A 25,049-nucleotide genomic window follows, 5' to 3' on the forward strand; every position below is an offset into this window, starting at 1 on the left:
CCCAACCCCTCCCCGCTTGCGGGGAGGGGAGACAAAGCATAGCTTTAGCGGGGTGGGGTTCTTTTCTTATGGGTAATTTGGCGGACTATTACACACAAGTTACGCAAAAACGAACTACAGAGGCGCAGAGAAGCCAGTGCGCCCTTGTGGTTCCCCGACTTGTTCGCGCAGCGTCTCCGACAGGAGAAGCAACTGGCGCGACACGGAGAAATCCGGGTTTGAGAGATATTTTGCGTAAGTCCTATCTAATTTTGTGTCAGTAAGCTTTCAAATACAAAGTCAGCCAATTTTGTGCCAGACGTATAAGCTGCATCTGCATCCCATTGAAAATGGACACCCAGATAAATACGACTGCGCCCATTCTCTAAAGCTGCGGAAGAGAAGCTATTAAATGTCCGTGTGATTCTAATGCCATTATTGCCTCTCGCACTTGGATCTTCAGATGTTGCAGTAAAAGTCACATTATCCGTGCCAAAGAAGTTCCGCAAAATGCCGGCATGGACTGCTCCGAAAGTGGCATGACCAGAGATATAGGCTGGAAATGAAGGAGAAAATCGGGTGCCATCAGCATTGGGTGATAGAGGTCTCCAAGTGGGATCGGCAATTGTTGCACGGTTGTTGTCTTCAAATGCCCTTTGAATTGCCGTTTCTGGTCTCCACAAATCCAAATCGGTGTCGTACTTTGCATCCCACGCTAAGATTGCCGCATCGCCTAAAGCTAAACCTACTAGAGCAAACAACCGTGCATTGTCGGAAAAGCTTAAATTTCTCAATTTAGAGACAATCTGAGTAATACTATATAGTTGTCCAGGTGGCTTATATGTTCCATCAAGATCGTTTGCCCAGAAAAGAGCAATATCGGTTTGTTCTTGAGTCCGTTCAGTAGAATTAGCAGCACCAAGCCGCTTGACTTCATTTACTTCGGCAGCGTATTCAACACTAGCGAGTAGATCCTGTTTACTGCTGAAGCCTGCTGGTCTAGTGGGGCGAAACTTTTTAATTAGGGTTGGCGAAAAAGGTTTTACTTTACCCCAATTTGGGGTAGTTGCAGGTGTGGAATCTGTCGGTCGCCAATCACCAGGTTGATCTCCAGAAGTATATTTGGTGTCATCGTTAAACCCGTCCCCTTCTCGATTTTTGAGGATTGCTTTAGCTGCGGCGATTCCAAGTTCTTTACCATCATTGATGCTCTGTTGCGACACACTACTACTTTTAATTTCGTCGATGGCTTTGTTTAGTTCATCGTCAAAAAAGCTCTGGTTTTTCTTTTTGGATTTGGGGAAATTGGCGTTAGGGTAAACATTGTCGCTGCTCAATACAGTATATGCAGCGTGAACTGCTGCTGCTTCTTTAGACGCTCCTACTTTTACCGAGAGAATTTCTAAATACGGTTTATAGTCTCGATCGATGGAATTGACGGCATCGTATATTGCAGCATGTAATATAGCACCAGTACGGGAGATTGGTCCAGGGGGGCCACCATTGAGACGAATTGCTTGTAAATATACATTGTTCCAATTAATAACTTGGTCTTTCATAAGATATTCCTTTTTTTTTTAACTATTGTGTTGACTCTGGTTACAGTTCTAATTTTCCAGACAGAAGTAGACTAATACCACTTCCATAATTAGTAATTAGTAATTTGTAGGGATTTTTAGATATTTCAAATAGGCGGCTTATTTACGCTAACCTGTACAAGGGCAGTGTGGCGGAAATAACTATCCAGCTTGGAAAGTCTCAAAAGTTTTTTACAAGCTTTTTATCTTCTACCTACTCTTTTCTCGACTCTATATAGCTTGATGTTTTCCGTCGGCATACGGATGATGCTCAATAGCTTAACTTTTGACTTTCTGTATTAGATTCCACCAGGGTTTATCTTCTAAATATAGAAAGATTGCTGAATGCTTGATAGTACCCCAGAGGGTACTATTTGCAATACTTGTATAAGCTGCCCTCACTTTTACTCCGATCGCCTCTATTTGCTTTCTTAGAAACTGAAGTGCTTTGGTAGCAAGGCAATGAAAGAGTGTGTGCTACAATTGGACAATCACGCAGGTTGTCGTGTTTTGTATGAAAAAAGTCGTCGTTGGTCTTTCTGGTGGCGTTGACAGTTCCACCGCCGCAGCTATCCTGCACCATCAGGGCTATGAAGTGATTGGTTTGACTCTTTGGCTAATGAAAGGCAAAGGTCAATGTTGCTCTGAAGGTATGATCGACGCGGCTGAACTCTGCGAACAACTGGGCGTTCCCCATCAGGTTGTAGATATTCGGGATCTGTTTCAGACGCATATTGTCGATTATCTGGTGACTGGTTATAGTGCTGGGATCACGCCTTTGCCTTGCTCGCAGTGTAATAAAACGGTGAAGTTTGGGCCAATGGTGCAGTATGCCCACGAACAATTGGGGTGCGATCGCATCGCCACCGGTCATTATGCCCGAATTAGCCATGACGAAGCAACTGGACGTTACCAATTATTAAGGGCTGTTGACCGCAACAAAGACCAGTCATACTTTCTCTATGATTTGTCTCAAGATTTACTTGCAGCAACGATATTTCCTTTAGGGGAATTAGAAAAAACTGATACGCGCCGCATTGCGACTGAATACGGACTGAAAACTGCTGATAAGCCAGAAAGTCAAGACTTATGCTTAGTGGAAAGTAACGGTTCCATGCGGGCATTTTTGGATAAATATTTAGCTCCCAAAACAGGCGATATTGTCGATGTTACAGGCAAAGTTTTGGGACAGCATGATGGTGTCCATCATTACACCATTGGCCAGCGCAAGGGCTTGGGGATTGCGGCTGCCGAACCGTTGTATGTGATTGAATTAGATGCGGAAAATAATAAAGTAGTAGTAGGCGATCGCACCAAGGTAACTCAGCCAGAATGCACTGTAAATCGGGTAAATTGGGTTTCTATTGCCGAACCATCTACCCCAATTCATGCCGAAGTGCAAATTCGTTATCGTTCAACGGCTACACCCGTGACGGTGATTCCGTTGGAAAACTCTCGTGTGCGTTTGGTGTTTGATGAACCCCAAATCAGCATCACTCCCGGACAAGCGGCGGTATGGTACGACGGCGAAAAAGTGTTAGGTGGCGGAATAATTGAACAGTTTAGTTGAATCTTACCCCGGTTTTGGCAGAAGCCAAAACCACCCCTCCTCATTGATGAGGAGGGGTATTTTATTGCTAATACTGCGTAGAATTGGCCTTCGACTTTGTGTATCTCTTACGATACTCATGCTATGATTTACGGCACATTCCATGCACAAATCCACCAAGGAATGTTACAACTTAGAGTTTCAAGGCTTTCTCTGCTATGTCTTTTGATCTTGCCTTGTTTAGCTCCAAACTCAGAAGATGCCGAGAGCAATTTGAAAAGTCTCTTGTAGAAGTCACAACAGCCACAGGCATCCCAGAAAACATTCTGGCTGCTCTGGAAAATGGGGAAAGGCAACCAACAGGTGATGAAGTTTTGATTTTTGCTGACTATTACCTATGTGATTACCAGTTTTTTATTTCTAACGAGCGCGTAGCTTCTTTTGATCAAACAGAAACTTTGTTCCGAAGATATGGAGAAGAATTTTCAAAAGAAGACCGATGGGCAGTACAAGAATTTTTATTCTTATGTGAGTGTGAAGATTTTCTATTAAAACTGGTTCAAACACATATTTATAAGCCTTTTAGCTTTATTAAGAGAGGTAACTATTACATAGGACATGGAAAAGAGGCGGCAAAGGCACTTAGAAAACATTTAGGGTATGCCTCTAATGCAGTTCGCATGGATGTTTATGAAGATTTTCGTTCTTTGGGGTTTCATATTTTTCGTCGCCAGTTGGGTAACTCAAACATCTCTGGTTTATTCATCAAACATCCCACAGCAGGCAAGTGCATATTAGTGAACTACAGCGAAGATATTTATAGGCAGAGATTTACTGCTGCTCATGAATCGGCTCATGGCATTTTGGATGATGATCAGGAATTTGTTATTTCTTTGAAAACAGACAAAAAGAATTTAGTTGAAGTCAGAGCTAACAACTTTGCATCCGATTATTTAATGCCACCAGAATTTTTACAGAAAATTCCAGATTCTCAAACTTGGACTCCTGAAAAAGCTATTGAATGGGCAAATAAGCTTAAGGTCAGTACAGAAGCATTAGCTAATGCCTTAAAAAGTGCCAATTTCATATCTGAAAATGTAGAAATACAAATAAAAGCCGTGAGAGTACCAAGAGATTTGAAAGTTGATCCAGAACTGCCTGAAAGCCTCTCATTCGGTTCTCGCCAACGTCGGGAGGAGCTACTAAAAAGAGGTTTGTCAAATTTCTATGTTGGACTTTGCTTTGACGTGTATGAGCAGGGTTTTATTTCAGCAGGTCGAGTAGCAGAAATGCTTCTAGTTAGCAAATATGAATTAACAGAAATAGCAAGTATCTACGGGAGAACTATTAGGTATGGGGATTGATCCATCAAACTTTCATAAATATAACGTTATAGATACTTGTGCTATTTGGAATATTCTTTCATCTCCACTTCTCTATACAACAGCTAATAATGCTGGATGCTTATTCTCTTGTACATATTTTGTTTATTATGAGTGCTTATACAAGCCACGTACAAATCCGAAACAGGCAGAAATAGAATTGCAAAATCGTTTTCGTCAGGAATACGAAAATGGAAAATTCAAATATTATCATTTAACTATTGAAGACCTTCAAGATGTAGAAGTTCTCCAGGGAAGAAAGAAAAAAGATAAAGGGGAACTTGCATCTATTGCTTTTGCAAAGAAAACCCGTCAAGCTTTTCTAACAGATGATACAGGAGCTAGAAAACAAGCTGCTAAGAACATGAATAGTAACATGGTACAGACCACACCTCATTTACTAGCTTGGTTGATATTTATAAACTATTTGAGTGATAGTGACTTGCAACCAATAATCTGTGAACATAAAAAATCTGATAGACCTCTTGAAAAACACTTCTTAGATGCATACAAAATAGTTTTGGAATATAGATTAATAGCTTTAAGCCCTAAAATAACGGAATAAAATCATCAAAAACTATTTTTATCTAATGCCTCTTCAAACTTTTTCAAAGCTTGTACGGTTCCTACTTGCCAAGCGCGTTCAACTGTAGCGGCAATAATTTGAGTTAGAGGGATATTTGGAAAGTTAGGACTGTTATCAGATTCAATATAATATCCATCCCTGAGTAAATAAATCCTCAGCTTTTTACTATCGTAAATCCACAGTTCTGGAACTGCGATCGCAACGTATGCATCAAGAGTTGTTTTTGATGTCACATCTGTTTCAATTGCCAAATCAGGAGGCGGATCGTTTGGTTCCAGTTTGCGACGGCCAATCATTTTTTGGTAATTCTGGATGTAGAAACAAGCATCTGGTTCTACCCCCGCTATATTTTCCCGCTTAAAGGTGGTTGAACCGAAGGGTTCATAACTTTTCCCGGCGAGCTTCAACAAGATTTTGACAATATCCGAAATTAAGTCCTTTGATTTTTCGTGTTCGGGTAGAGGAACCATAATTTCTAACGTAGACTTGCTGTAAGCAACTCGTAGCGATCGCTTTTCTCCCAGTTCTTGCAAAATAGACTCAAATTCTTCCCAGCTTATATCCTGGATATTTACTGTACTACCAGGCGTTATCCGCATTTGGCTAACAGGTTTAACAACGGGGGATACAGCAGTCATAAGCACTTTCCTTATAAAGGAACTATTCTGAAAATTGAGGCTGGATTAGCTTTAGCGTAACCTAATCAGATCGCTTACAGGCTAGTTGCAAAATTTTCCTCCATTCCCTAAACTCTTTATTTCTACGTACCAGCATTTGATAAGTTAGTACATAATCTGAAACAATAACAGTTAATACAAAGAGGGGATTACGTTGAGTCACAATCCAGATGCCATAGCCCCCCACGGCGGACAGTTGGTTAACCGTATCGCCACACCAGAAGAAAGAGCAGAGTTTCTCTCAAAAGCTGACTTTTTGCCACGAGTGGAACTAGACGATCGCGCCGTTTCGGATGTAGAAATGATTGCGATCGGTGCTTTTAGTCCGCTGACGGGTTTTATGAACCAGGAAGACTACGATCGCACTGTTACAGAAATGCGACTAGCTAACGGTCTTGTATGGTCAATCCCGATTACATTATCGGTCAGCGAAGAAGTAGCTTCACCGTTGCAAGAAGGTAGCTTAATCCGTCTGGATAACTCCAGAGGTGAATTTATTGCGGTTTTGCAACTCACCCAAAAATATAACTACGACAAAACCCGCGAAGCCATAAAAGTCTACCGCACTGATGATGTCAAACATCCAGGCGTACAGGTACTCTATAACCAAGGTATTGTACATCTGGCGGGTGATATTTGGCTGCTACAGCGCGAACCTCATCCCCAGTTTCCCACTTATCAAATCGATCCGGCTGCCTCGCGGCAACTATTTAAAGACAAGGGTTGGAAAACCATAGTTGGTTTTCAAACTCGCAACCCCATCCATCGCGCCCATGAATATATTCAAAAGTGCGCTTTAGAAATTGTTGATGGTCTATTTTTGCACCCATTAGTCGGGGCAACAAAAGAAGATGATATCGCCGCCGATGTGCGGATGCGTTGCTATGAAATTTTGCTGGAACACTACTACCCCTTAGACCGGGTAACTTTGGCAATCAATCCCGCCGCAATGCGTTATGCTGGGCCTCGTGAGGCTATATTCCATGCTTTAGTCCGCAAAAACTATGGCTGTACTCACTTTATCGTCGGCCGGGATCATGCTGGCGTTGGTGACTATTACGGCACTTACGATGCTCAGTATATCTTTGATGAATTTGCGCCGAGTGAATTGGGCATTGTGCCAATGAAATTTGAACACGCTTTCTACTGTATGCGTACTAAGCAGATGGCAACATCTAAAACCAGTCCCAGCAGGCCAGAAGAACGCATCCACCTGTCGGGAACAAAAGTCCGGGAAATGCTGCGGCGCGGTGAGTTACCTCCCCCAGAATTTTCCCGTCCAGAGGTGGCGGCTGAGTTGGCGCGGGCAATGCAGATAGAAGTACCCGCATAATTCGTAATTCGTAATTCGTAATTCGTAATTAAGATCCCACTAGCTACCAGAAATTATGAATTATGAATTAACAATTATTTGATCGACAAACAAACAGTATCTACTGTAACTTTACAATACAGAGTTCAGCCCTGTAAGCTGCTAGCTAATGGGCTTAGGGCTGATAGCTAACTATGAAAAGGCGCAGATTTTTACACAGAATTGGCTCAATACTCGCGGTATTGGGGGTAACTGAAACTGAGTGGTTGACTTTAGGAAATCGCTATTATCAAGCTTTGGCACAACCGAGTCCGCGCAAGTTGGCGTTATTGATAGGTATTAACCAATACCCAAAAATTCCAGCCCTCAGTGGTTGTCTAACGGATGTGGAACTACAAAAAGAGCTTTTGATTCACCGCTTTGGTTTTCAAGGGTCAGATATTTTAACCTTAACTGAGGAACAAGCTAGTAGGGAATTCATTGAGGCGGCTTTTTTAGAGCATCTGGGCAAACAAGCTAAATCTGGCGATCTAGTCGTTTTTCACTTTAGCGGTTATGGCAGTCGTGTTAAATTGGAAACATCGCCAGATATAATCCCAAATGCTCTGGTGACAGCTAATGTGAGTCAGGAATCACAAGACGAGAAAATAGTCAACTATATATTAGAAGAAACTCTACTGCTATTATTGCGATCGCTCTCCACAGACCAAGTAACAGCAGTATTGGATACTAGCTATGATGCTCCTAGCAAAGTAATAGGACTAAAAACTCGCACCCTTCAGGATTCGGGAGCAAAGCTAGCAGCAGGGGAACTCGACTTTCTCCAACAACTTAAAACTCAGAAGTTATCCAACACTCCGATTGTTTTAGCAGCTACCTCACAAGCAAAGCAGCCAGCAAGGGAAGGGCTATTTTCTGGATTTAGTGCGGGATTATTTACCTATGCCTTGACGCAGTATTTGTGGGAATTCACCCCAGCCACCAAAATTCAAGTTGCTCTCTCCCACGTAGAAAATTCTCTATCCAAATTGGGTAGTAAACAGCAGCCAGCATTATTAAGTAGTCAGAAAAATTTAGATGTAACGTCTCTACTGCCAGAGGAGACCATCGGTGCAGAAGGTGCGGTGAGTGATATTCAAGAAGACGGCAAAACAGTCAATCTGTGGTTAGCCGGATTACCTCCACAAGTGCTGCTATACTATGGAGTTAATTCTCGATTCACCCTAGAAACAACAGAGCAATTAATATTGCGATCGCGGAATGGGTTAACAGCAAAAGCGCAAATTTCCCAAATTAAAGGTGCAAATTCCCTACAAATCGGGCAACTCGTCCAAGAAGCAGTTCGAGTTTTACCCCGAAATATTAATTTAATAATTGCTTTAGATACTGGATTGGAAAGAATTGAGCGGGTAGATGCCACAAGTGCCTTTGCCGCGTTTCCCCGTGTTTCCATTGTAGTAGCAGGAGAAAAACCTGCTGATTATATATTTGGTAAGCTACAGGAAATTCCTAGTCGTTATGGTCTATTTTCTCTTGGTGGCGAACTAATTCCCAATACCACGGGAGAAGTTGGAGAAGCAGTAAAATTAACAGTGCAAAAGTTAGCGCCAAAATTATCAACCTTGCTAGCAGCCAAGTTATGGCGACTCACAGAAAATCAAGGCTCTTCCCGCTTGGCTCTCAAGGCAACTTTAGAAATAATTAGTGGTATATCGCCTCGCGTCGTCATGCAACGCGAAACAGTCCGAGGTTTAAAAACTGAAACTTCGATTAAAAAATCACTCTCCACTCCCATTGTGCCTATCGGTAGTCGAATGCAATATCGAGTGGAAAACCAGAGCGATCGCCCAGTATATTTAATCTTGCTGGGATTAAACAATAATCATACAGCAGTTACCTTCTACTCTTGGGAAACCCCCCAGGAATCAAACACTGCGGACACTAAGCCCATCTTGAAAGAAGTCGTCATCGCCCCAGGTGAAACCCTCACCCTACCCCAAGTTAATGCTGCTTCCCAATGGGTGATTTCAGAGCCAGTTTCTGAGTGCGAACAACAACTGATTTTTAGTCCTGTCTCCTTTAGCGGAACTCTCACCGCCTTGAACACCGCTAAGTATTCCGCATCTGAACAACGGCCGATTGGCCCATTGTTGAATTCCTTAGATGTTGCACAAGCCTTGCTGCAAGACTTGCATAACGCCAGCGCCCTCAAAACGGAGATGAACAGTACAGCGGCCGACTCATATATCTGGGATGTGAATCATTGGGCAAGTCTTAGCTTTAGTTTTCAAGTAGTGGAAACAACGAGATAATCCAAAATACCCTTAGTTTAGGGAGAATCAAGGCTTGTCCTAAATCATTTGTGACACTTTGCGGTATCTAAAACCCCAACTTCTTCGAGAAGTCGGGGTTCTAACTTTTCAGGAATGATTTAGGATTGCTATATATGCCAGAAATAAGGAATATCTATAACTTATGATTATTTACCTATTGCAATAATTCATTCGGCAGAAGGAGGTAAGCAAATAAATAAAATTTTATCCTGGTTGTTAGGAAGTGAAAATAATTTTTTTGAGGTTAAATAATTAATAATGGTACTCTACAAATTAGAAGATTTTGAGCCTAACTATCGTGATACCATTGAAGGTCAAGATATTAATGGGCTTGGAGTTTATACACAGGGGAATGACGAAAAGGTTGGTACTGTTAGCGATATTTTAGTTGATGAAGAAGGTCATTTTCGCTATCTAGTTGTTGACTTAGGCTTCTGGATTTTTGGTAAAAAAGTATTACTTCCAATTGGTCGTGCCCGTATCGACTACAATACCGATCGCGTTTACACAATTGGCTTGACTAGAGAGCAAGCAGAACAATTACCTGAGTTCAACGAACGCCAAACCCTTGATTATGACTATGAAGAACGGGTGCGTGGGGTATATCGCCAACCAACAGACTACACCCTTCCTCTAGATACTTCAGCGCCAGCACCATTAGATCCTTTAGCAACACCGATAGCAGCCCCGTTGGATGCAACACCTGCTTACGCTCGTGATAATTATAATTACGAAGGTGAGCCTTCTTTATTTGGGTTAAATGAGCAAGATCATCAAACCCTGAAATTGTATGAAGAACGGCTGATTGCTAGCAAACGCCGCCAAAAAACTGGAGAAGTATCCATTGGCAAGCGTGTTGAAACTGATACCGCACGAGTTGCAGTCCCAGTAGAAAGAGAGCGCGTTGTGATTGAGCGTGTCACTCCAGCAGATGCAGGTACTGCCGTTTCTGGACGCGAAGCAGATTTCCGTGAAGGCGAAGTTGCTCGGATAGAAATTCACGAAGAAACTGCTGATGTTCGTAAAGAAGCATTTTTGCGTGAAGAAGTCAGAGTTAGAAAAGTGGTGGATCAAGAAACAGTTGAAACTCAAGAAACTGTGCGTCGTGAAGAGTTAGATGTGAATTCTGCTAATCTTCCGATTGAAGAACGCTAACTAAAGATAGTCATTAGGTAGTAGAGTAACTAATGACTAATAATTAATTCGACACAGTACAGGTGAGGCTGTTGAATGAGCTTTACCTGTGCTTGTAATAGCTGAGAATGAGCAATACATTTAATTTAGTTAATACAAATTACTTGTGAGGTTGTATAAAACAAGGAGATTTTTACTTCTTATTTTATCAAGCCTGATATTTGTGCAGCCTCTCAGACACTTAGTATAAGTACATAACAGTTGATAAACTTTGCATATTATGACTAGCCAACCGATGACAAAAAACATTGGACAGGCAAACGCTAATGGTACTAACACCTCAATAGCGGATTTGAAGAAGAAGGTTAATAACTTTGCTGTATTTGATCGGCAAGGTAAGCTTGTAGGAGTAGTTCATGATTTAATTGTGGATGCTAATCGCCGACTAAACCTAGTTATATCGAACCGAGCGAATCAGCAAACTCTAGAATATGACCGGCAGTTAACTGATAAAAATCCTTCTTTATTTCGATTGCAGAGCCAGAGAATAAAAAAAATCGACAAGCCGACTAAATCTGTTTTCATAGACTTCAATAAATCAGAAATCGAATATATGCCTGAATATTCAGAAACAGAAAAACCAGGCGATGTCTCCGACGGGCTACGCCTAAGCAACTCAACTGAGCAATTGGCCAATAATCAACCGATAAATAGCCCAGTTGAGCCAGTAAATTTAGCAGAGGTCAGCGAAGAACAGATTATTCGTCTACTAGAAGAACGACTAGTTGTTGAAAGTAGCAAGCGGAAAGTTGGTGAGGTAATTGTTCGGAAAGTAATCGAAACCCGGACGATCGAAGTTCCTGTCCGGCGTGAAAAGTTGATTGTGGAACAAATTAGCCCAGAATACAAACAACTAGCAGAAATCGATTTGGGTCAAGGGGAAATTACTGGCGTTGACTTGACCGGAGTAGAAAGACTTGAAGTTACACATTTTGATAGTGGTTTAACAGTGAGTGGCGAATTTAGCTCACCGAAAACGGCTAGTTTGTTGTTGAATGCGATCGCACTAGAGCGAAATCACGGCTGCAATCAGGTGCGAGTCACTATTGCAGTTGAAAATGAATCACACCAGAAAAAATACCAGGATTGGTTTGACCGTTGTTCTCAAGGTCAATCGCCAAAGTCTGAAAAATAAGTTTCTAGCAGATAAATTAGTAGGGTAGGCATTGCCTACCCTATTTTTTTGCTGATTTAATAACTTCAGCCCGGAGAATGTCAAAATACTAAGCAGTTGCCGTTCTTTTGGCTGCTTGCAATGAAATTTCGACTGAAGAGACTTTCACCGAAGAAACGACAGCGCCCGATCCCACCTATTCAGATTAAAGTTCGAGATGGAAAATTTGAGATTATGGGTATGGGTGTATGGCATTCCTACTGGCGCGATCCCTACCATTTGCTGTTAACGATTCCCTGGATTGGCTTTCTGCTCCTGATTTGTACTTTCTATCTAACTATTAATGCTCTATTTGCCCTAGCTTACTTGATCGGAGGAGATTGTATTGCCAACGCCCGACCTGGCTCTTTTTTAGATGTCTTTTTCTTTAGCGTGCAAACCCTAGCATCCATCGGCTATGGGGCAATGTATCCTAAAACAACTTACGCCAACATTATTGTCACCATTGAAGCAATGATCGGTTTGATGGGAATTGCTGTGATGACAGGACTAGCGTTTGCTCGATTCTCCCGACCCACAGCCCGTGTGGTTTTTAGCCGTGTTGCAGTAATTACACCTCATGATGGGATGCCGACTCTCATATTTCGCAGCGCTAATAAGCGTCGCAATATAATTCTGGAGGCGCAGATGCGAGTCTACTTAATGCGCGACGAAATAACCCTAGAAGGGCAGTTCATGCGTCGGTTCCACGATCTCAAACTGCTAACGAACCAAACACCTAGCTTCACGTTAAGCTGGTCAGTGATGCATGTCATTGATGAGTTTAGTCCTCTATATGGGATGACACCAGAATCTTTAACCCAGACAAATACTATTCTGATCGTCTCTTTGAGTGGCCTTGATGAAACGGTTGCACAGCTCGTCCATGCCCGTCATACTTATGGTGCTAATGATATTTTATGGAACAATCAATTTGCCGATATCTTCCACCACACACCCGATGGACATCGATACATTGATTACAACCGCTTCCACGATGTTTTACCTTTAGATGAAAAGAGTTGAAATGCCTGAAAGTTACTCGGAAGTCTGATTGAGTGGTGATTGTAAGGGTTTAACCACAACCCGACCATTTTCAACTACAGTGCAACTTTTAACCATCGTCTTACAGTGATTAACTGGGACATCCTGGCAATGGTTTTGGTAGCAGATATTTTGATTTTGCTCTTGTTGTTGGTTGAGGACGACAACACAACAGGCAGAGGAGGCTAAGGACATATAACATATATTGATCTCTATATCTATTATCGCGCTACTGATGCTATTTGGCTGAAAAATTTGCTACCGATATGTTTTGATAACTTAGGACAATAGGCAAAGTAGAGGATCGCGTCTGTGTGCCCCTAGCATCCCGAAATTTAGTTCAGTGCCGGTTATTGGACAGTAGGTTTTTCTAATGAAAAAATTTTTGAGATACCTGGGTTTAGGTTTGCTATCTACGTTTTTGACTGCTACTCCCGGATTGGGAGCTGAACGCATTAGTTTTTATTACCCTCCCTTCGGCGAATTCTCCTTGTCTGTGGACTCGCTGGAAACTTTTGCCAAAGTTGGCAAAATCGATCGAGATTTTTCATTTTATGCTAGCCGTGCTACCCCCGAACAACTCGCTCAACTGCGGGATCTACTCCAGCAACGGTTTAATGTCTCTCCGACTTTGGTGTCTCAGGTGACTTACTCACCTACAGGCGAGCAGCTGGTGCAACAACTAGGAAAATTACTCCTCACTGAGTCTCGAAAAAATGGCTTCTATGCCATCCGTGCCTCTTTGATTTTGGCTGCTGCTGATGATAAAGAGGGTTTAACGGTTGTGAATTTGCTGCGTAAATTTCCCAGCAATACTATCCGAGTGAATTTTACAGAGGGGTTAAGGATAGTTGATGACTTGTCACAATTGATCAAGAAAAAGGATGAAGTTTTTGCCTCTCTTCAAAAAGAAGCGATCGCCGAAGCGGCCAATTCAACCGTTGACTTCTCAAAACAAGCAGATTTGCGATCGCCAGGAAAATTCCGTTGGCAGAAAAAAAGCCTGGATCTAAATGACATTTCTCGCAATCGCCGTCTACCGGTGGATATCTATTTACCTACAACTCAAAACTCAGAACCAACAGATAAAAATTCTCTGTCTCCTCCCTTTCCTCTGATTGTCATTTCTCATGGCCTCGCCTCAGACCGCTCTACCTTTGTCTACCTGGCTGAACATCTAGCATCCTATGGTTTTGCTGTTGCTGTACTAGAACATCCTGGTAGTAATGCCCAACGCATTCAACAATATTTTGCGGGTTTGGCAGGGCCACCAGATGGAACAGAATTTATCAACCGACCAATAGATGTCAAGTATCTCCTCAATGAACTCGAACGTCGAGATAAAACCGATCCCACCCTCCAAGGAAAACTCAATTTTCAGCAAATTGGGGCGATCGGTCAGTCCTTTGGTGGTTATACTGTTTTGGCTCTCGCAGGGGCAAAGATTAACTTTGAGCAACTGCGCCAAGATTGTAATCCCAATAATTCATCTTTTAATTTGTCGCTTGTTTTGCAGTGTCAAGCAACTGAGTTATCCGCAACGAATTATGAACTCCAAGACGATCGCATTAAGGTAATCATGGCGATTAACCCGATTGATAGCTCTATTTTGGGTGAGGCCGGTGTGAGTCAAATTAAAATACCTATAATGCTGGTAGCAGGTAGTCAAGATATTTTCGCCCCGCCTGTATTCGAGCAAATTCGCCCCTTCACCTGGCTTTCCGATCCCAATAAGTACCTGGCTTTGATTGAAAACGCCACCCACTTTTCAGCGATCGCCGAACCTACTTCTGAAAATGATGTTTTACCTGTGCCACCTGCTTTGCTAGGCCCCGATCGCGCTCCTGTTTATTCCTATCTCAACGCCCTCAGCGTCGCTTTTATGGAAGCCCATCTCCTCAACCGCTCGGAATACCGTTCCTATTTGCAGCCATCTTATGCGAAATTTATCAGCAAGGAGCCGCTTAATCTCAGTCTTTTACAGTCGTTATCGGTAGCTCAATTCAATCAAATCTGGAGTGAATCAATTCCCCAGTCAGTCAAACTACCAAATCCTCAACTTACCCCTACTCCACGTTAGTTATCAGCCCAGCATCAAAAGACCTCTCCCTGGCTTTACTACACAAAACCTTCCCTTTTCGAGTCCGAGAGAAATTTGAACTTTAGTTCAAATCGTAGAGAGGTTCATCCAACTCATGTTAACTGTGGAGCGATCGTTACAAATTGCGTAAATATACGCAGTGCGGCAGAAGGCAGAATATTAGAAATTACTAGAACTTACAACAAGATCCCCAACTTCTCTAAGAAGTTGGGGATCTTGCTATTCAGGAATGATTTAATTTTGCGATGGACAAGTCTCAAACATTTCTTTGATAAACTCAAAGCTAAACCCAAACAAATTACTATTTACACTAAAGTTTAAGCAGATTAAGCGCTGTTGTAATTTGCATTAAAGATGAGCCGATAGCCCTCTTTTATGATTTAAAAAAATAATAAGTCAGAAACCTCTATTTTAAAGAAATCAGTAAATATGCTGATAGAAATCTGTCAGTTATTTAGTAACTCTAGCTATTGCAACCATAAACTAAAAGGCTATATGTCTTTTTTGTTCCTAATAGATGAATTAGATATAACAATTGCCCAAAACATGGCTATTTGTCAGGAAAGTGAGATATTTGTACTGAGGGATTTATAAAAACTTATTTAATAAAATCTTTTATATATATATGCTTGTCGTTAAGAAGTATTAAGAAATTCTTATTAAAGAATATTGCAATACCTTGATTTAATTGCTAACGTGTGTATGACAACGATGCTGATGAACGCTCTGATCTAGGAGAAATAAAATCTATGAGCTATACCGATTCAGCCAAGTGTGTTAGGCTTTGACGGGTTAAAAACGAGAAATTTCTGCCTCGTATAGACAATTATGAGGGATTGCAGATTAACCAAGAATATATCTCGTTGCTATTAGTTTCAGTTTGATTTTAATTGCAATTGATTATTTGTCTTACTTTGTGCCGACAAGCGAGTAGCTCTCAATTGTGTGTATCGGCAATAACGAAGAGGTTGGTAAGGCTTAGATTTTGGAGAATAAAACCAATGAAGATTCAAGGTAAAGTTGCCCTAATTACAGGGGCTTCGCGTGGGATTGGACGAGCGATCGCTCTAGAACTAGCGCAACAAGGCATCAAGCGACTGATATTAATAGCACGCGATCGCCGCAAGTTATTGGAAGTAGCCAACGAAATCGAGGCTATGGGTACAGAAACTGCGATCGTAGCTTTAGATTTGACGCAGACAATAGAAGTGAATATCGCTGTTGCCCAACTGTGGCGCAATTACGGACAGATTCACCTGCTAGTTAATTGTGCGGGAGTCGCATACCAAAGCTCATTTTTGCAATCTAAAATGCCCCAAGTTCAAGAAGAAATCTCTGTGAACTTGTTAGGAATGTACAACCTCACTAGTCTGATCGCTCGACGCATGGCCAGCCAAAGACAAGGGACAATTGTCAATGTATCAAGCCTGATGGGGAAAGTTGCAGCACCAACAATGGCGACATATTCAGCAACCAAGTTTGCCATCTTAGGATTTACCCAAGCCTTGCGCCAGGAACTAGCTGAACACAATATCCGAGTCATTGCATTACTGCCTTCCCTCACAGACACAGACATGGTGCGCGACTTAAAATTATTTCGCTGGGTAATCCCCATGACTCCCCAGCAAGTGGCTAAAGCACTCGTGACTGGAATGCAAAATGATTCGCCAGAAATTTTAGTCGGATGGCAAAGTCATCTAGCAGTGTTGTGTCAACGCCTCGCCCCTTGGTTATTAGAGCTAATTTTGCGAATAGCAACACCGCCAGCACCAAGCAGACAGCGGCTGATTGAAAAACTTATCCCTTCGCGTAGCGTCTCGTAGAGAAGGGGAAACGTAAAGAGCGATCGCAGTTTGCATCAATACATAAAGTTGCAGATCAGAAATTGCTGTGCGATCGCATAATTAGACATACCTTGTTTCGGAGCAATCAGAAATGCTTTCCTTCCCCACAACCTTGGCTCCTTTGCCCGAAATCATTGATGGCTTGCCGAATATTTCTGGTTGGGAAACAGAGGTTCTCTCTGTAGTTAACCACGATCGAGCAGTATTTTTACCAAGAACGAATATTCGCTTAGAAGACGTAAATGCTGTATTTGCGATCGCCTTACACATGCACCAGCCAACTATACCTGCTGGAAATGGCGGAACACTCATCAGCAATTTGCAATACATGTTTGAACATCCCAACGAGGGGGATAACCACAATGCAAATCCGTTTGCATATTGTTACAGCCGGATGGGAGACTTGATCCCCGAACTTGTAAATCAAGGTTGCAATCCCCGTGTAATGTTGGATTACTCAGGTAATCTATTGTGGGGACTGCGACAAATGGGACGCGGTGATGTTCTCGATAGTCTCAAACGAATTACTTGCGACTCAACTTATCAACCTTATGTAGAATGGCTGGGCACAATGTGGGGTCATGCAGTTATTCCTTCTACACCCATAGCAGATATTAAATTGCATATCGTTGCATGGCAACATCACTTTGCGGCAATTTTTGGCTGGGAAGCATTAGCGCGAGTCAAAGGATTTTCACCTCCAGAAATGCACCTCCCCAATCACCCCGACGCTCTCTTTGAATTTGTAAAAGCGCTGAAAGAATGTGGATATCGTTGGTTACTCGTTCAAGAACATTCTGTAGAAACAATTAATGGTCAATCTCTTACCCACAAACATTTACCACATCGTCTAATTGCCCGTAATTCTCAAGGCGAAACAATTAGTATTACAGCCTTAATTAAAACCCAAGGTTCGGATACTAAATTAGTTGCACAAATGCAGCCTTATTATGAAGCCAAAACCTTATCTAAACAACAAATTGGCAGTGTATTTGTACCCCCAATAGTTAGCCAAATTGGAGATGGTGAAAATGGCGGGGTGATGATGAATGAATTCCCAAGTGCTTTTAAACAAGCTTGGTGGGATATGGTAAATAACGGTGGAGGAAAATCTGGTGTTGTTGGGATGTGTGGTACAGAATATTTAGAATTCATCGAAGCTGCGGGATGTAAACCTGAAGATTATCCAACTTGTCAACCAGTGGGACAACATCAGATTTGGGAGAGAGTTTCACCAGACAATAATCAACCGGAAGCTGTAGAGAATGCGATTCAAGAATTGAAGCAAATAAACTCTAATTTTCATCTGGATGGAGCCTCATGGACAAATCATATCAGTTGGGTAAAAGGATATGAAAATGTTTTATCTCCTATGTATCAATTAAGCAGTTTATTCCATCAAAAATTCGATCCATTACAGCAAACTGATTCAGCAGAACCTATCACCAGACAATCTCACTACCGCAACGTTCTTCTACATAATCTTTTGCTGCAAACCAGTTGTTTTCGTTATTGGGGACAAGGTTCTTGGACTGATTACGCACGGGAAATTTACCAACGTGGCGAAAGTTTATTGCAGATGAATTGAACTGAATATTGGGGGCTGGGGAGTTAATTTTTGAGAAAATGCTCCCCAAGTTTTTTATGTAGTTTTTGTATCGTCAGATGAATCGGAAAATAAAAACTTATACCAATTTAATATGAAGCTGCATAGAAAAGAGCTTCTAAAATAAAGTTATAAAAAGAGACAGATATTACCTGCTCAAGTGTAAGTTGGTCAAATATTTCTTGGATGCGATCGCGTAATACCAATTTAATCTGAAGCTGCATATATGAGAAAACAAACTCGATAAATTCAAATAACCATGAGCCGCCCTTTTAAGATTGAAATCGCAGAGAGCGAATGTTAAGGAAGTGTTTGAAGGTTTGGGGTTAATGACCTGGGAATCATTCGCCAACAACCGCCTGCCACTGCTAAACCTCCCAGAAGATATCCTTGATGCATTAAGGGAAGGAACACTAGAGTACACCAAAGCTAGAGCGATCGCCCAGATTCCCAAGTTGAATGAGCGTGTTGAGTTTTTAGAACAAGCTATTGCCCTAAACTGGTCTTTAAGCGAAATCAGGCAGCGCATTAGTGAGAAGAAAAGCCCAGCCTCTACCTCAAACACCGAGTCGAACAATTACAAAGAGCGCTTTACTGCTGCGACTACCAAACTAAGGAAGTCGCGCATTTGGTCAGACCCGAAGAAGCGCAAGCAAATAGAAAAACTACTTGCACAACTGGAGACGTTGACAAAAGTTGAGTAAAGGCAAGAGTTTATTACTCTCTGGGTAACAACCGCCTCACGGTGTCTGGTAATAAACGTTCTAAAAAAAGCTCAATATTCCTACTATTGCGTTGATATAAAGTTCCCAAATAGATCATAGATATTCCCAAAACTGTTAGCGCAAACGGAAATAAGACTGCATTCTGAAAGACGCTGTAAGCGAGGTGTCCTAGATAACTAAAGACACCCATTCCCCCAAAAACAATAAAAACTTTTCGTTTTAACAATACCGACAGCAACATTAACCCTAAATTAATCAAACAATAGAGAAATTTTTGAAATTCATTACTGTCTCCCATTAAAGTAAGACCAAACCAAAAGGCAAGTAATCCAAACAAATATAGCCAAAAAGAATAATCTCCATCGCGTCTACGAGTGCGGATATCTACTAGATAAGCGACAACAATACAAGCAATACCAAACCACAGGGAAACTAATAGTCGTAGCTGCCAATTGTACGTTTTTTCACCAAACAATAATGGTGTGATATCCATAGACATGAAATATAGCGAAAAGGCGATGGGAGCAGTTAAAAAAGGAAAACGTACAAAGTTGATGGCAACTAAACCTGCGATGATAGTTCCTAACTCCATCAAAAACCAACTGCCTTTAATCCAGAGATAAAAATCTTGATATGTACCAGGGTCGCCTTGAGTCCAAAAACCTGTTGTACGTTGCAGTCCGTAAATTGCTAAAGGAGTCAAGGAAACTGCAATGGTAAATAGCAAACCTCCAGGAATTTTCATCTCTTGTCGCCACCAGAGGTTGCTTCCTGCAAGTACAAAGCACAAAGCATAAATGCTGGCTAACAAAAAAATCCCACTGCCCCCAAATGATTCCCATGCTAATGTCATGAACCAAGTCATGGCTGAGATAACAATTAATGCCCCAAAGTAAAAAGTGACATTGGCAAAATTGAATTGCGGACGTTCGCTGTTACGCACAGAAAGTGCATTCCATAACGCATTGGCTTGTTCTGCTGTAATTAAGCCTTGGGAAACCGCCCAATCTAAATCTTCCTGATAAATTTTCATAGTTATTTATCTCGACTAACTCGACTCAATCATGGCTTTTTTTTAAGAAATAGTCGAGATTTTGTGCCGATTTTTGTTTGCTCCCGTTTGTCTTCTAGAATCGATTCAAAAACAGATTTTCAATGCCTTCTTTACAACAAAACCTATCGGTAAAGGGACAGGAATGGGAATGGCTATCAGCTATCAAATTATTACAGAAAAACATGGCGGCAAGTTAGAATTTTTTTCGACATCGGCAAAAGGAACGGAGTTTGTGGTTCAAATTCCTATCCACCACCAAGGTTGGGAAGTCATCTAATAATTTGGGCATTGGCAATTGGGCATTGGGCATAATTCTGCATCAATTAAACTAAAGGTAATAAAATTTCAAATTTTGTACCTATACCAATCTGTGAATGGAAATTTAATTTACCACCATGTTTCACGGTGATAATTCGATAACTTACTGCTAAACTAGTATTTTTACTATTCTTTGTTTCCAGAGAAAAAGACTCCATAATTTGCTGTTGTAATTCTTGAGACATTCCAGGGCCATTGTCAGCAATGCGAATTAAGACCCAACGAGAATCTGGTGCATTTGGGTTGCTTGTTTCTTGTGAAATAACTTCTGTAGTAATCTCAATTCGAGGTTTTTGAACAGTTTTTGTATCTTCTAGATGCAACTGCTGTCGCACTGCTTCATTGAGTAAAGTATCTACAACTTCACTGAAAATATTCATCAATACCTGGTTTAACTGCCCCATAAAGCAATACACTGGAGGCAATTGACCATAGTATTTGACAATTTCAATTTCTCCTTGAAGACGACTATTAATTAATAAAATAATACTATCTATACAAGCGTGTAAATCTACTGGTTTAGGATAAAGCTCATCGATATGACAGAAGTTTTGTAAACTAGTGACAAGCTTTTTTAATCTTTCCGCCCCAGTGCGGATACTAGCAAGCGATCGCGACAAATCTTGTTCTAAAAAATCAAATTCAATATCTTCTTTAACCTGATTAATTACCTGGGAAGTTGATGGTAACTCTTTTTCATAAGCTGCTATTAGCTTGAGTAAATCTTGACTGTAGTTTGAAACATAAGTTATGTTACCCCAAATAAAACCCACTGGGTCTAAAATTTCGTGCGCTACGCCGTCTACCAAACGTCCCAAATTTGCCATTTTATCATTTTGGATCATTTGGGCTTGGCTGCGTTCATACCGCACCAGATTGTCCATTCCTCGAATTTGCCAAGAAATAATATTCAATTCTTGGACATCTAACAATCTATAAGCACCAGATTCTGTTTCTACTACAATTGGTTCGGCTAATAATTCAGGCGATCGCTTTAAACTAAGTTGCATCGCAGTTGAAATCGCTGTTGTATCAGCAAGCAGCAACATCGGTATCCGCGCATAGCTGTAGAGAACGCCTAATGGTTGCTGGACAAATAACTCTTGTCCGAATGGGCGAATCAAAAATTCCAGCAGTCGCCGCCGCGAAATCATCCCAATGAACTTTCCCTGTTCTACCAAAATTATTCCTGGTAGTAGGGGGTATTTTTCTAAAAAACTAGCCACTTCCATGCCAGTGTGATTGATTTCCACTGGGAAGTTATACATTGGTAGTTCTTGGAGGGTTGAATCTAAATCGAGTTCGCGATCGCTACCAAGAGACAAAAATGGCGGTGAGATTTGGCTACTGAATTCTTCTGACACTAGACACCCTGATTTTTACAAAGAATTGGGTAAACAATAAGTTAATATTTTACATTCTGCCACCCTGGAAATCTGGTTTCGGTTTAAGTATCTAATAAAACTAGTGGTCTGTCAGGGTGAAAATCGTTTGCAAGTAATTGGCGTGCGATTTATAAACTGGCGCAAGCTAAACTTAAAAATAACCTTTACTAAAGAGTGCAAAGGTAGCGTTATGACCTCTGTAAGCAATCCACCCAGCGCCCTCACTCCTTTCCCCGATCATACCCAGCTTCCTGACTCTGACGGCACATTTGTGAAAAATTGGCAAGAGCATCCCCAAAGTCTTCTACTAACTGACTCTATTACACCCCTCCTCAAGCAATTAAATCCTGAAGATCAATATTGTATTGGCCAGGATTTAGGCATTTACTGGCGGTTGACCGATCCCCCTGAAAAAGGCGCAGAAGCACCAGATTGGTTTTATGCACCAAACGTACCGTTTTTGCTGAATGGGCAAACGCGACGTTCTTATGTATTGTGGCAAGAGTCTATTGCCCCGTTGATTGTCTTAGAATTTGTCTCTGGGGACGGTAGTGAAGAACGAGATAAAACTCCTTGGAAGGGTAAATTTTGGGTTTATGAGCAGGTGATTCGTCCTCCCTTCTACGGCATTTATGAAGTGAATAAAGCCAGTATAGAAGTTTATCATCTGATTGAAGGACAGTATCAGATTTTACTAGCAAATGAACGAGGACATTATCCCATCGTTCCTTTGGGTGTCGAATTAGGCTTATGGCAGGGAGTTTATCAGCATGTGGAATTACCCTGGCTGCGTTGGTGGGATTTACAAGGTAATTTGTTGTTGAGTGGCGATGAAAGAGCCGAACAAGAATCCCAAAGGGCTGAACAGGAACGCCAAAGGGCTGAACAAGAACGCCAAAGAGCCGATCGCTTAACTGCCCAACTGCGATCGCTCGGCATTGAACCAGAAGTCTGATATCTGACTACGAATTACGAATTAAAAAGGGCTGGTGTAAAAGAGTCATCTATGGCTTAATTTGTTTAGATACAAATTTTACAGCTATCAGGGTAATCGCGATGACAAATAGACCTCCTTCCGAACCGGAGTCATCCCAAAGAACTACTCTTGGCTTTGATGAGTTTATAGCCATTCTGGTTGCCTTCACCGCTATCGGAGCGATTCTTTTTTGGTCATTGTCCCGTAGAGATTCTAGCTGGAACTTCAACGGGCTGCTGTCGGCTTCTTCCACTCCATCGCCTAGCGTTCAACCAAATCCACTATTGCCTTCTCCTGCTACCAAGGTAAAACCTTATGTAGTCCCCAATAACATTTTGCCCTATTCTGCACCGGAGGCTGTTGTTGAACCCACTACACCTTCATTACCAACGAACAGCCCCGCCCCTTACCGCGCAGTGTTACCATCTGTTCTGGTAATCCCGACTCAACCTCCACAACTACAGACACCTGTATCCCCTTCAGCAGGACTTGAGCCATCAATTACATCATCAGCATTGCCTTTAGTAACTCCGGCAAAACAAAAATCTATTATTCCACCGCCAATTGCATTTAACGATGTGCCGACTAACTTTTGGGGTCGGCGTTTTATAGACGTTCTTTCTTCTCGTAGTATTCTCAAGGGGTTTCCTGATTATTCTTTTAGACCAAATCAGCCTGTAAACCGTGCTGAATTTGCTGCTATAGTGCAAAAAGCTTTTGACCAAGAACCATCTAAGACTGCGATCGCATTTCAAGATGTACCAGCAAAATTCTGGGCAACTCCAGCAATTGACAGAGCCATCAGTGGCGGATTTCTCACAGGCTACCCGAAAAAAACCTTCAAACCACAAGAAAATATTTCACGAGTGCAAGTTTTGGTTGCCCTTGTTAGTGGGTTAAATTTGAAAGCGCCCACTTCCCCAAATCAGATTTTAAGTGTCTATAAAGATGCTAAAGATATTCCACCTTATGCTGTTAGCAAAATAGCTGCTGCTACAACCAATGGTTTGGTAGTTAATTATCCAAATCCACAAATTCTTGCTCCCAACAAAGTAGCTAGTAGGGCTGAAGTAGCCGCGATGATTCATCAAGCTTTAGTAAAACGGGGCAAACTAGAGGCAATTTCATCTCCAAGTATAGTGCGATTGCCCAGCGAGCGTCCTCCAGAAATTTCGCGCACTCCAAAGGTTAAATTATCTCCAGGAGGCTCACCTCAACGATAATTTGTAATTTGTAATGACGCTCTCTACGAGACGCTCTTGCTAGCTTGCTTCTTTGTAGGAGTATGCCGACTCTCTTTCTCGTGTCGCTAACGTAATTCGTAATTCGTAATTCAACTAAGAATCACAGTAAGCTACCTCTAGGGATAGTAGGTTATGGGTCAGGCTAAAATCCCCATCTATAAATTGCGAATTACGAATTGTTAATCAACTTTGTACGGAATTTTAACAGAAAGATGAACGCCGATTTCCGGCGTTCATCCTTCTATGATTTGGAATTAGAGCGTACTCTTACACAGGAGTATGTCTCATAGAGAAGCGATAATTAGATATTAAGCTTCTGGAATTTGTTTACCAACCACTTGTGATTTAAGAGTGGTGATTTCACTAGTTAACTCTTTCCTGGTTGAGGCTTTGAGTAAATAACGGTAAACAAACCAGGCAGAGTAACCAATACCAATCAACTCAAAAGTAGGCGCTACTAAGGGAATATCATTCAAAGCATCTAATATTGCCAAGAGGACTTTAACTCCAACAATTGATCCCACAATTAAACCAACTGTTACCAGCGGTTGCTTATATTGATTAAAGAAGCTTCCGAGATAGTCTGGCAATGTTGCTAAAAAGGTAGAAATTTGCTCCCCGTATTTTAGCCATTCATCTTGAGACTGTGCGGGAGGCTGAAGTTTGGTGATGGTTCCCGTTTGGGTGTTGATCTCTGCCACTGTAGTCTCTTTGGATGCGGTTTCGGTAAATTCTGGTTCTGGCATTTTCACTCCCATTAATTTGACAGTTGAGTTTTTCTAATCTGGATAATTACAACCAAAAGGCTGTTGATTAGGTAATGCACAAGTGCATCAGTACAATTGGGTAAAGGGCACAAAAGGGTTTTAGTGTCCTATAACTATAATTGCCGCCTAATATCTACTGCATCAACTACAAGGTAGACAGTCAGTAGGAGAATAGAATTCAGAAGGCAGCAGGATGTATTATAATCGGACTTCTGAGTTCTTTTCTGAATCAACTGGAATCCT

At 41.6% G+C, this 25,049-nt stretch carries 24 protein-coding genes; 17 read left to right on the plus strand and 7 right to left on the minus strand.

Features of this window, described 5'->3' with window-relative positions; genetic code table 11:
• Positions 1-263, plus strand: a 263-nt coding sequence (locus CDG77_RS37625) for a hypothetical protein (RefSeq protein ID WP_223269820.1), incomplete at its 5' end; no start/stop codon positions are given.
• Here CDG77_RS37625 and CDG77_RS15170 read toward each other — a convergent pair.
• On the minus strand, positions 246-1,538 hold the full coding sequence (locus tag CDG77_RS15170; RefSeq protein WP_094330189.1) for a vanadium-dependent haloperoxidase: 1,293 nt from the start codon (positions 1,536-1,538) through the stop codon (positions 246-248). The genes CDG77_RS37625 and CDG77_RS15170 overlap by 18 nt on opposite strands.
• Before the next feature lie 532 nt (positions 1,539-2,070).
• Here CDG77_RS15170 and mnmA point away from each other — a divergent pair.
• The 3 genes from mnmA to CDG77_RS15185 all read left to right on the plus strand — a co-directional run bounded on the left by mnmA (position 2,071) and on the right by CDG77_RS15185 (position 5,052).
• A complete protein-coding gene (mnmA, locus tag CDG77_RS15175; protein ID WP_094330190.1) occupies positions 2,071-3,126 on the plus strand; it encodes a tRNA 2-thiouridine(34) synthase MnmA in 1,056 nt (351 codons plus the stop codon).
• 197 nt (positions 3,127-3,323) lie between these two features.
• On the plus strand, positions 3,324-4,469 hold the full coding sequence (locus tag CDG77_RS15180) for a helix-turn-helix domain-containing protein (protein WP_094330191.1): 1,146 nt from the start codon (positions 3,324-3,326) through the stop codon (positions 4,467-4,469).
• Positions 4,459-5,052 carry a hypothetical protein gene (locus CDG77_RS15185; RefSeq protein ID WP_094330192.1) on the plus strand — a complete coding sequence of 198 codons (594 nt, stop codon included), beginning with the start codon at positions 4,459-4,461 and terminating at the stop codon, positions 5,050-5,052. Before CDG77_RS15180 ends, CDG77_RS15185 begins: the two co-directional genes overlap by 11 nt.
• Before the next feature lie 5 nt (positions 5,053-5,057).
• On the opposite strand, the gene CDG77_RS15190 is transcribed toward CDG77_RS15185, so the two are convergent.
• Positions 5,058-5,711 carry a Uma2 family endonuclease gene (locus CDG77_RS15190; RefSeq protein WP_094330193.1) on the minus strand — a complete coding sequence of 218 codons (654 nt, stop codon included), beginning with the start codon at positions 5,709-5,711 and terminating at the stop codon, positions 5,058-5,060.
• 193 nt (positions 5,712-5,904) lie between these two features.
• Between CDG77_RS15190 and sat the strand changes: the two genes are divergently transcribed.
• The 5 genes from sat to CDG77_RS15215 all read left to right on the plus strand — a co-directional run bounded on the left by sat (position 5,905) and on the right by CDG77_RS15215 (position 12,768).
• Complete coding sequence (gene sat, locus CDG77_RS15195; protein WP_094330194.1) at positions 5,905-7,083, plus strand: sulfate adenylyltransferase; 1,179 nt, start codon at positions 5,905-5,907, stop codon at positions 7,081-7,083.
• 173 nt (positions 7,084-7,256) lie between these two features.
• Complete coding sequence (locus CDG77_RS15200) at positions 7,257-9,374, plus strand: caspase family protein (RefSeq protein ID WP_094330195.1); 2,118 nt, start codon at positions 7,257-7,259, stop codon at positions 9,372-9,374.
• 279 nt (positions 9,375-9,653) lie between these two features.
• The gene (locus tag CDG77_RS15205; RefSeq protein WP_094330196.1) at positions 9,654-10,550 is read left to right on the plus strand and encodes a DUF2382 domain-containing protein; all 897 of its coding nucleotides are present in this window, start codon (positions 9,654-9,656) and stop codon (positions 10,548-10,550) included.
• 259 nt (positions 10,551-10,809) lie between these two features.
• Complete coding sequence (locus CDG77_RS15210) at positions 10,810-11,724, plus strand: YsnF/AvaK domain-containing protein (protein WP_094330197.1); 915 nt, start codon at positions 10,810-10,812, stop codon at positions 11,722-11,724.
• Positions 11,725-11,844: 120 nt separating this feature from the next.
• Complete coding sequence (locus tag CDG77_RS15215; protein ID WP_094330198.1) at positions 11,845-12,768, plus strand: ion channel; 924 nt, start codon at positions 11,845-11,847, stop codon at positions 12,766-12,768.
• A 12-nt stretch (positions 12,769-12,780) separates the two neighbouring features.
• On the opposite strand, the gene CDG77_RS15220 is transcribed toward CDG77_RS15215, so the two are convergent.
• Positions 12,781-12,981, minus strand: a complete 201-nt coding sequence (locus tag CDG77_RS15220; RefSeq protein WP_094330199.1) for a hypothetical protein — start codon at positions 12,979-12,981, stop codon at positions 12,781-12,783.
• Between the two features lie 178 nt (positions 12,982-13,159).
• Between CDG77_RS15220 and CDG77_RS15225 the strand changes: the two genes are divergently transcribed.
• From CDG77_RS15225 to CDG77_RS15235, 4 genes are all read left to right on the plus strand, one after another.
• On the plus strand, positions 13,160-14,866 hold the full coding sequence (locus CDG77_RS15225; RefSeq protein ID WP_094330200.1) for an alpha/beta hydrolase: 1,707 nt from the start codon (positions 13,160-13,162) through the stop codon (positions 14,864-14,866).
• A gap of 75 nt (positions 14,867-14,941) precedes the next feature.
• Entirely contained in the window at positions 14,942-15,208 is a 267-nt protein-coding gene (locus CDG77_RS35480) for a hypothetical protein (protein WP_143857032.1), read from the plus strand.
• Positions 15,209-15,888: 680 nt separating this feature from the next.
• Positions 15,889-16,710: an SDR family NAD(P)-dependent oxidoreductase gene (locus CDG77_RS15230; protein ID WP_094330201.1), complete on the plus strand. Its 822-nt coding sequence runs from the start codon at positions 15,889-15,891 to the stop codon at positions 16,708-16,710.
• 112 nt (positions 16,711-16,822) lie between these two features.
• Positions 16,823-18,319, plus strand: a complete 1,497-nt coding sequence (locus CDG77_RS15235) for a glycosyl hydrolase family 57 (protein WP_094330202.1) — start codon at positions 16,823-16,825, stop codon at positions 18,317-18,319.
• A gap of 107 nt (positions 18,320-18,426) precedes the next feature.
• Here the strand turns inward: CDG77_RS15235 and CDG77_RS38535 are convergent, their stop codons facing one another.
• Positions 18,427-18,561, minus strand: coding sequence for a hypothetical protein (locus CDG77_RS38535; RefSeq protein ID WP_262985157.1), 135 nt, complete (start codon positions 18,559-18,561; stop codon positions 18,427-18,429).
• A 54-nt stretch (positions 18,562-18,615) separates the two neighbouring features.
• Here CDG77_RS38535 and CDG77_RS15240 point away from each other — a divergent pair, with 54 nt between their 5' ends.
• Entirely contained in the window at positions 18,616-19,041 is a 426-nt protein-coding gene (locus CDG77_RS15240) for a hypothetical protein (protein ID WP_223269821.1), read from the plus strand.
• Between the two features lie 13 nt (positions 19,042-19,054).
• Here the strand turns inward: CDG77_RS15240 and CDG77_RS15245 are convergent, their stop codons facing one another.
• The gene (locus tag CDG77_RS15245) at positions 19,055-20,095 is read right to left on the minus strand and encodes a DUF2157 domain-containing protein (RefSeq protein ID WP_094330203.1); all 1,041 of its coding nucleotides are present in this window, start codon (positions 20,093-20,095) and stop codon (positions 19,055-19,057) included.
• A 73-nt stretch (positions 20,096-20,168) separates the two neighbouring features.
• On the opposite strand from CDG77_RS15245, the gene CDG77_RS15250 reads away from it, so the two are divergent.
• On the plus strand, positions 20,169-20,393 hold the full coding sequence (locus tag CDG77_RS15250) for an ATP-binding protein (RefSeq protein ID WP_223269822.1): 225 nt from the start codon (positions 20,169-20,171) through the stop codon (positions 20,391-20,393).
• 46 nt (positions 20,394-20,439) lie between these two features.
• On the opposite strand, the gene CDG77_RS15255 is transcribed toward CDG77_RS15250, so the two are convergent.
• The gene (locus tag CDG77_RS15255) at positions 20,440-21,798 is read right to left on the minus strand and encodes a sensor histidine kinase (RefSeq protein WP_094330204.1); all 1,359 of its coding nucleotides are present in this window, start codon (positions 21,796-21,798) and stop codon (positions 20,440-20,442) included.
• A gap of 211 nt (positions 21,799-22,009) precedes the next feature.
• On the opposite strand from CDG77_RS15255, the gene CDG77_RS15260 reads away from it, so the two are divergent.
• Both CDG77_RS15260 and CDG77_RS15265 read left to right on the plus strand, forming a co-directional pair.
• Complete coding sequence (locus tag CDG77_RS15260; RefSeq protein WP_094330222.1) at positions 22,010-22,774, plus strand: Uma2 family endonuclease; 765 nt, start codon at positions 22,010-22,012, stop codon at positions 22,772-22,774.
• 101 nt (positions 22,775-22,875) lie between these two features.
• Complete coding sequence (locus CDG77_RS15265; protein ID WP_094330205.1) at positions 22,876-24,018, plus strand: S-layer homology domain-containing protein; 1,143 nt, start codon at positions 22,876-22,878, stop codon at positions 24,016-24,018.
• 329 nt (positions 24,019-24,347) lie between these two features.
• On the opposite strand, the gene CDG77_RS15270 is transcribed toward CDG77_RS15265, so the two are convergent.
• Complete coding sequence (locus CDG77_RS15270; RefSeq protein ID WP_094330223.1) at positions 24,348-24,785, minus strand: CAAD domain-containing protein; 438 nt, start codon at positions 24,783-24,785, stop codon at positions 24,348-24,350.
• Positions 24,786-25,049 lie beyond the last annotated feature (264 nt).

It is taken from the genome of Nostoc sp. 'Peltigera membranacea cyanobiont' 213 (assembly GCF_002245975.1).
Taxonomy (GTDB): Bacteria; Cyanobacteriota; Cyanobacteriia; order Cyanobacteriales; family Nostocaceae; genus Nostoc.

Bases quoted from the DNA above. Each gene is read 5' to 3' on its own strand.
- CDG77_RS15170 (WP_094330189.1), bottom strand. From the start codon at position 1,538: ATGAAAGACCAAGTTATTAATTGGAACAATGTATATTTACAAGCAATT.
- mnmA (WP_094330190.1), top strand. From the start codon at position 2,071: ATGAAAAAAGTCGTCGTTGGTCTTTCTGGTGGCGTTGACAGTTCCACC.
- CDG77_RS15180 (WP_094330191.1), top strand. From the start codon at position 3,324: ATGTCTTTTGATCTTGCCTTGTTTAGCTCCAAACTCAGAAGATGCCGA.
- CDG77_RS15185 (WP_094330192.1), top strand. From the start codon at position 4,459: ATGGGGATTGATCCATCAAACTTTCATAAATATAACGTTATAGATACT.
- CDG77_RS15190 (WP_094330193.1), bottom strand. From the start codon at position 5,711: ATGACTGCTGTATCCCCCGTTGTTAAACCTGTTAGCCAAATGCGGATA.
- CDG77_RS15200 (WP_094330195.1), top strand. From the start codon at position 7,257: ATGAAAAGGCGCAGATTTTTACACAGAATTGGCTCAATACTCGCGGTA.
- CDG77_RS15205 (WP_094330196.1), top strand. From the start codon at position 9,654: ATGGTACTCTACAAATTAGAAGATTTTGAGCCTAACTATCGTGATACC.
- CDG77_RS15210 (WP_094330197.1), top strand. From the start codon at position 10,810: ATGACTAGCCAACCGATGACAAAAAACATTGGACAGGCAAACGCTAAT.
- CDG77_RS15215 (WP_094330198.1), top strand. From the start codon at position 11,845: ATGAAATTTCGACTGAAGAGACTTTCACCGAAGAAACGACAGCGCCCG.
- CDG77_RS15220 (WP_094330199.1), bottom strand. From the start codon at position 12,981: ATGTCCTTAGCCTCCTCTGCCTGTTGTGTTGTCGTCCTCAACCAACAA.
- CDG77_RS15225 (WP_094330200.1), top strand. From the start codon at position 13,160: ATGAAAAAATTTTTGAGATACCTGGGTTTAGGTTTGCTATCTACGTTT.
- CDG77_RS15230 (WP_094330201.1), top strand. From the start codon at position 15,889: ATGAAGATTCAAGGTAAAGTTGCCCTAATTACAGGGGCTTCGCGTGGG.
- CDG77_RS15235 (WP_094330202.1), top strand. From the start codon at position 16,823: ATGCTTTCCTTCCCCACAACCTTGGCTCCTTTGCCCGAAATCATTGAT.
- CDG77_RS38535 (WP_262985157.1), bottom strand. From the start codon at position 18,561: ATGCAGCTTCAGATTAAATTGGTATTACGCGATCGCATCCAAGAAATA.
- CDG77_RS15245 (WP_094330203.1), bottom strand. From the start codon at position 20,095: ATGAAAATTTATCAGGAAGATTTAGATTGGGCGGTTTCCCAAGGCTTA.
- CDG77_RS15260 (WP_094330222.1), top strand. From the start codon at position 22,010: ATGACCTCTGTAAGCAATCCACCCAGCGCCCTCACTCCTTTCCCCGAT.
- CDG77_RS15265 (WP_094330205.1), top strand. From the start codon at position 22,876: ATGACAAATAGACCTCCTTCCGAACCGGAGTCATCCCAAAGAACTACT.
- CDG77_RS15270 (WP_094330223.1), bottom strand. From the start codon at position 24,785: ATGCCAGAACCAGAATTTACCGAAACCGCATCCAAAGAGACTACAGTG.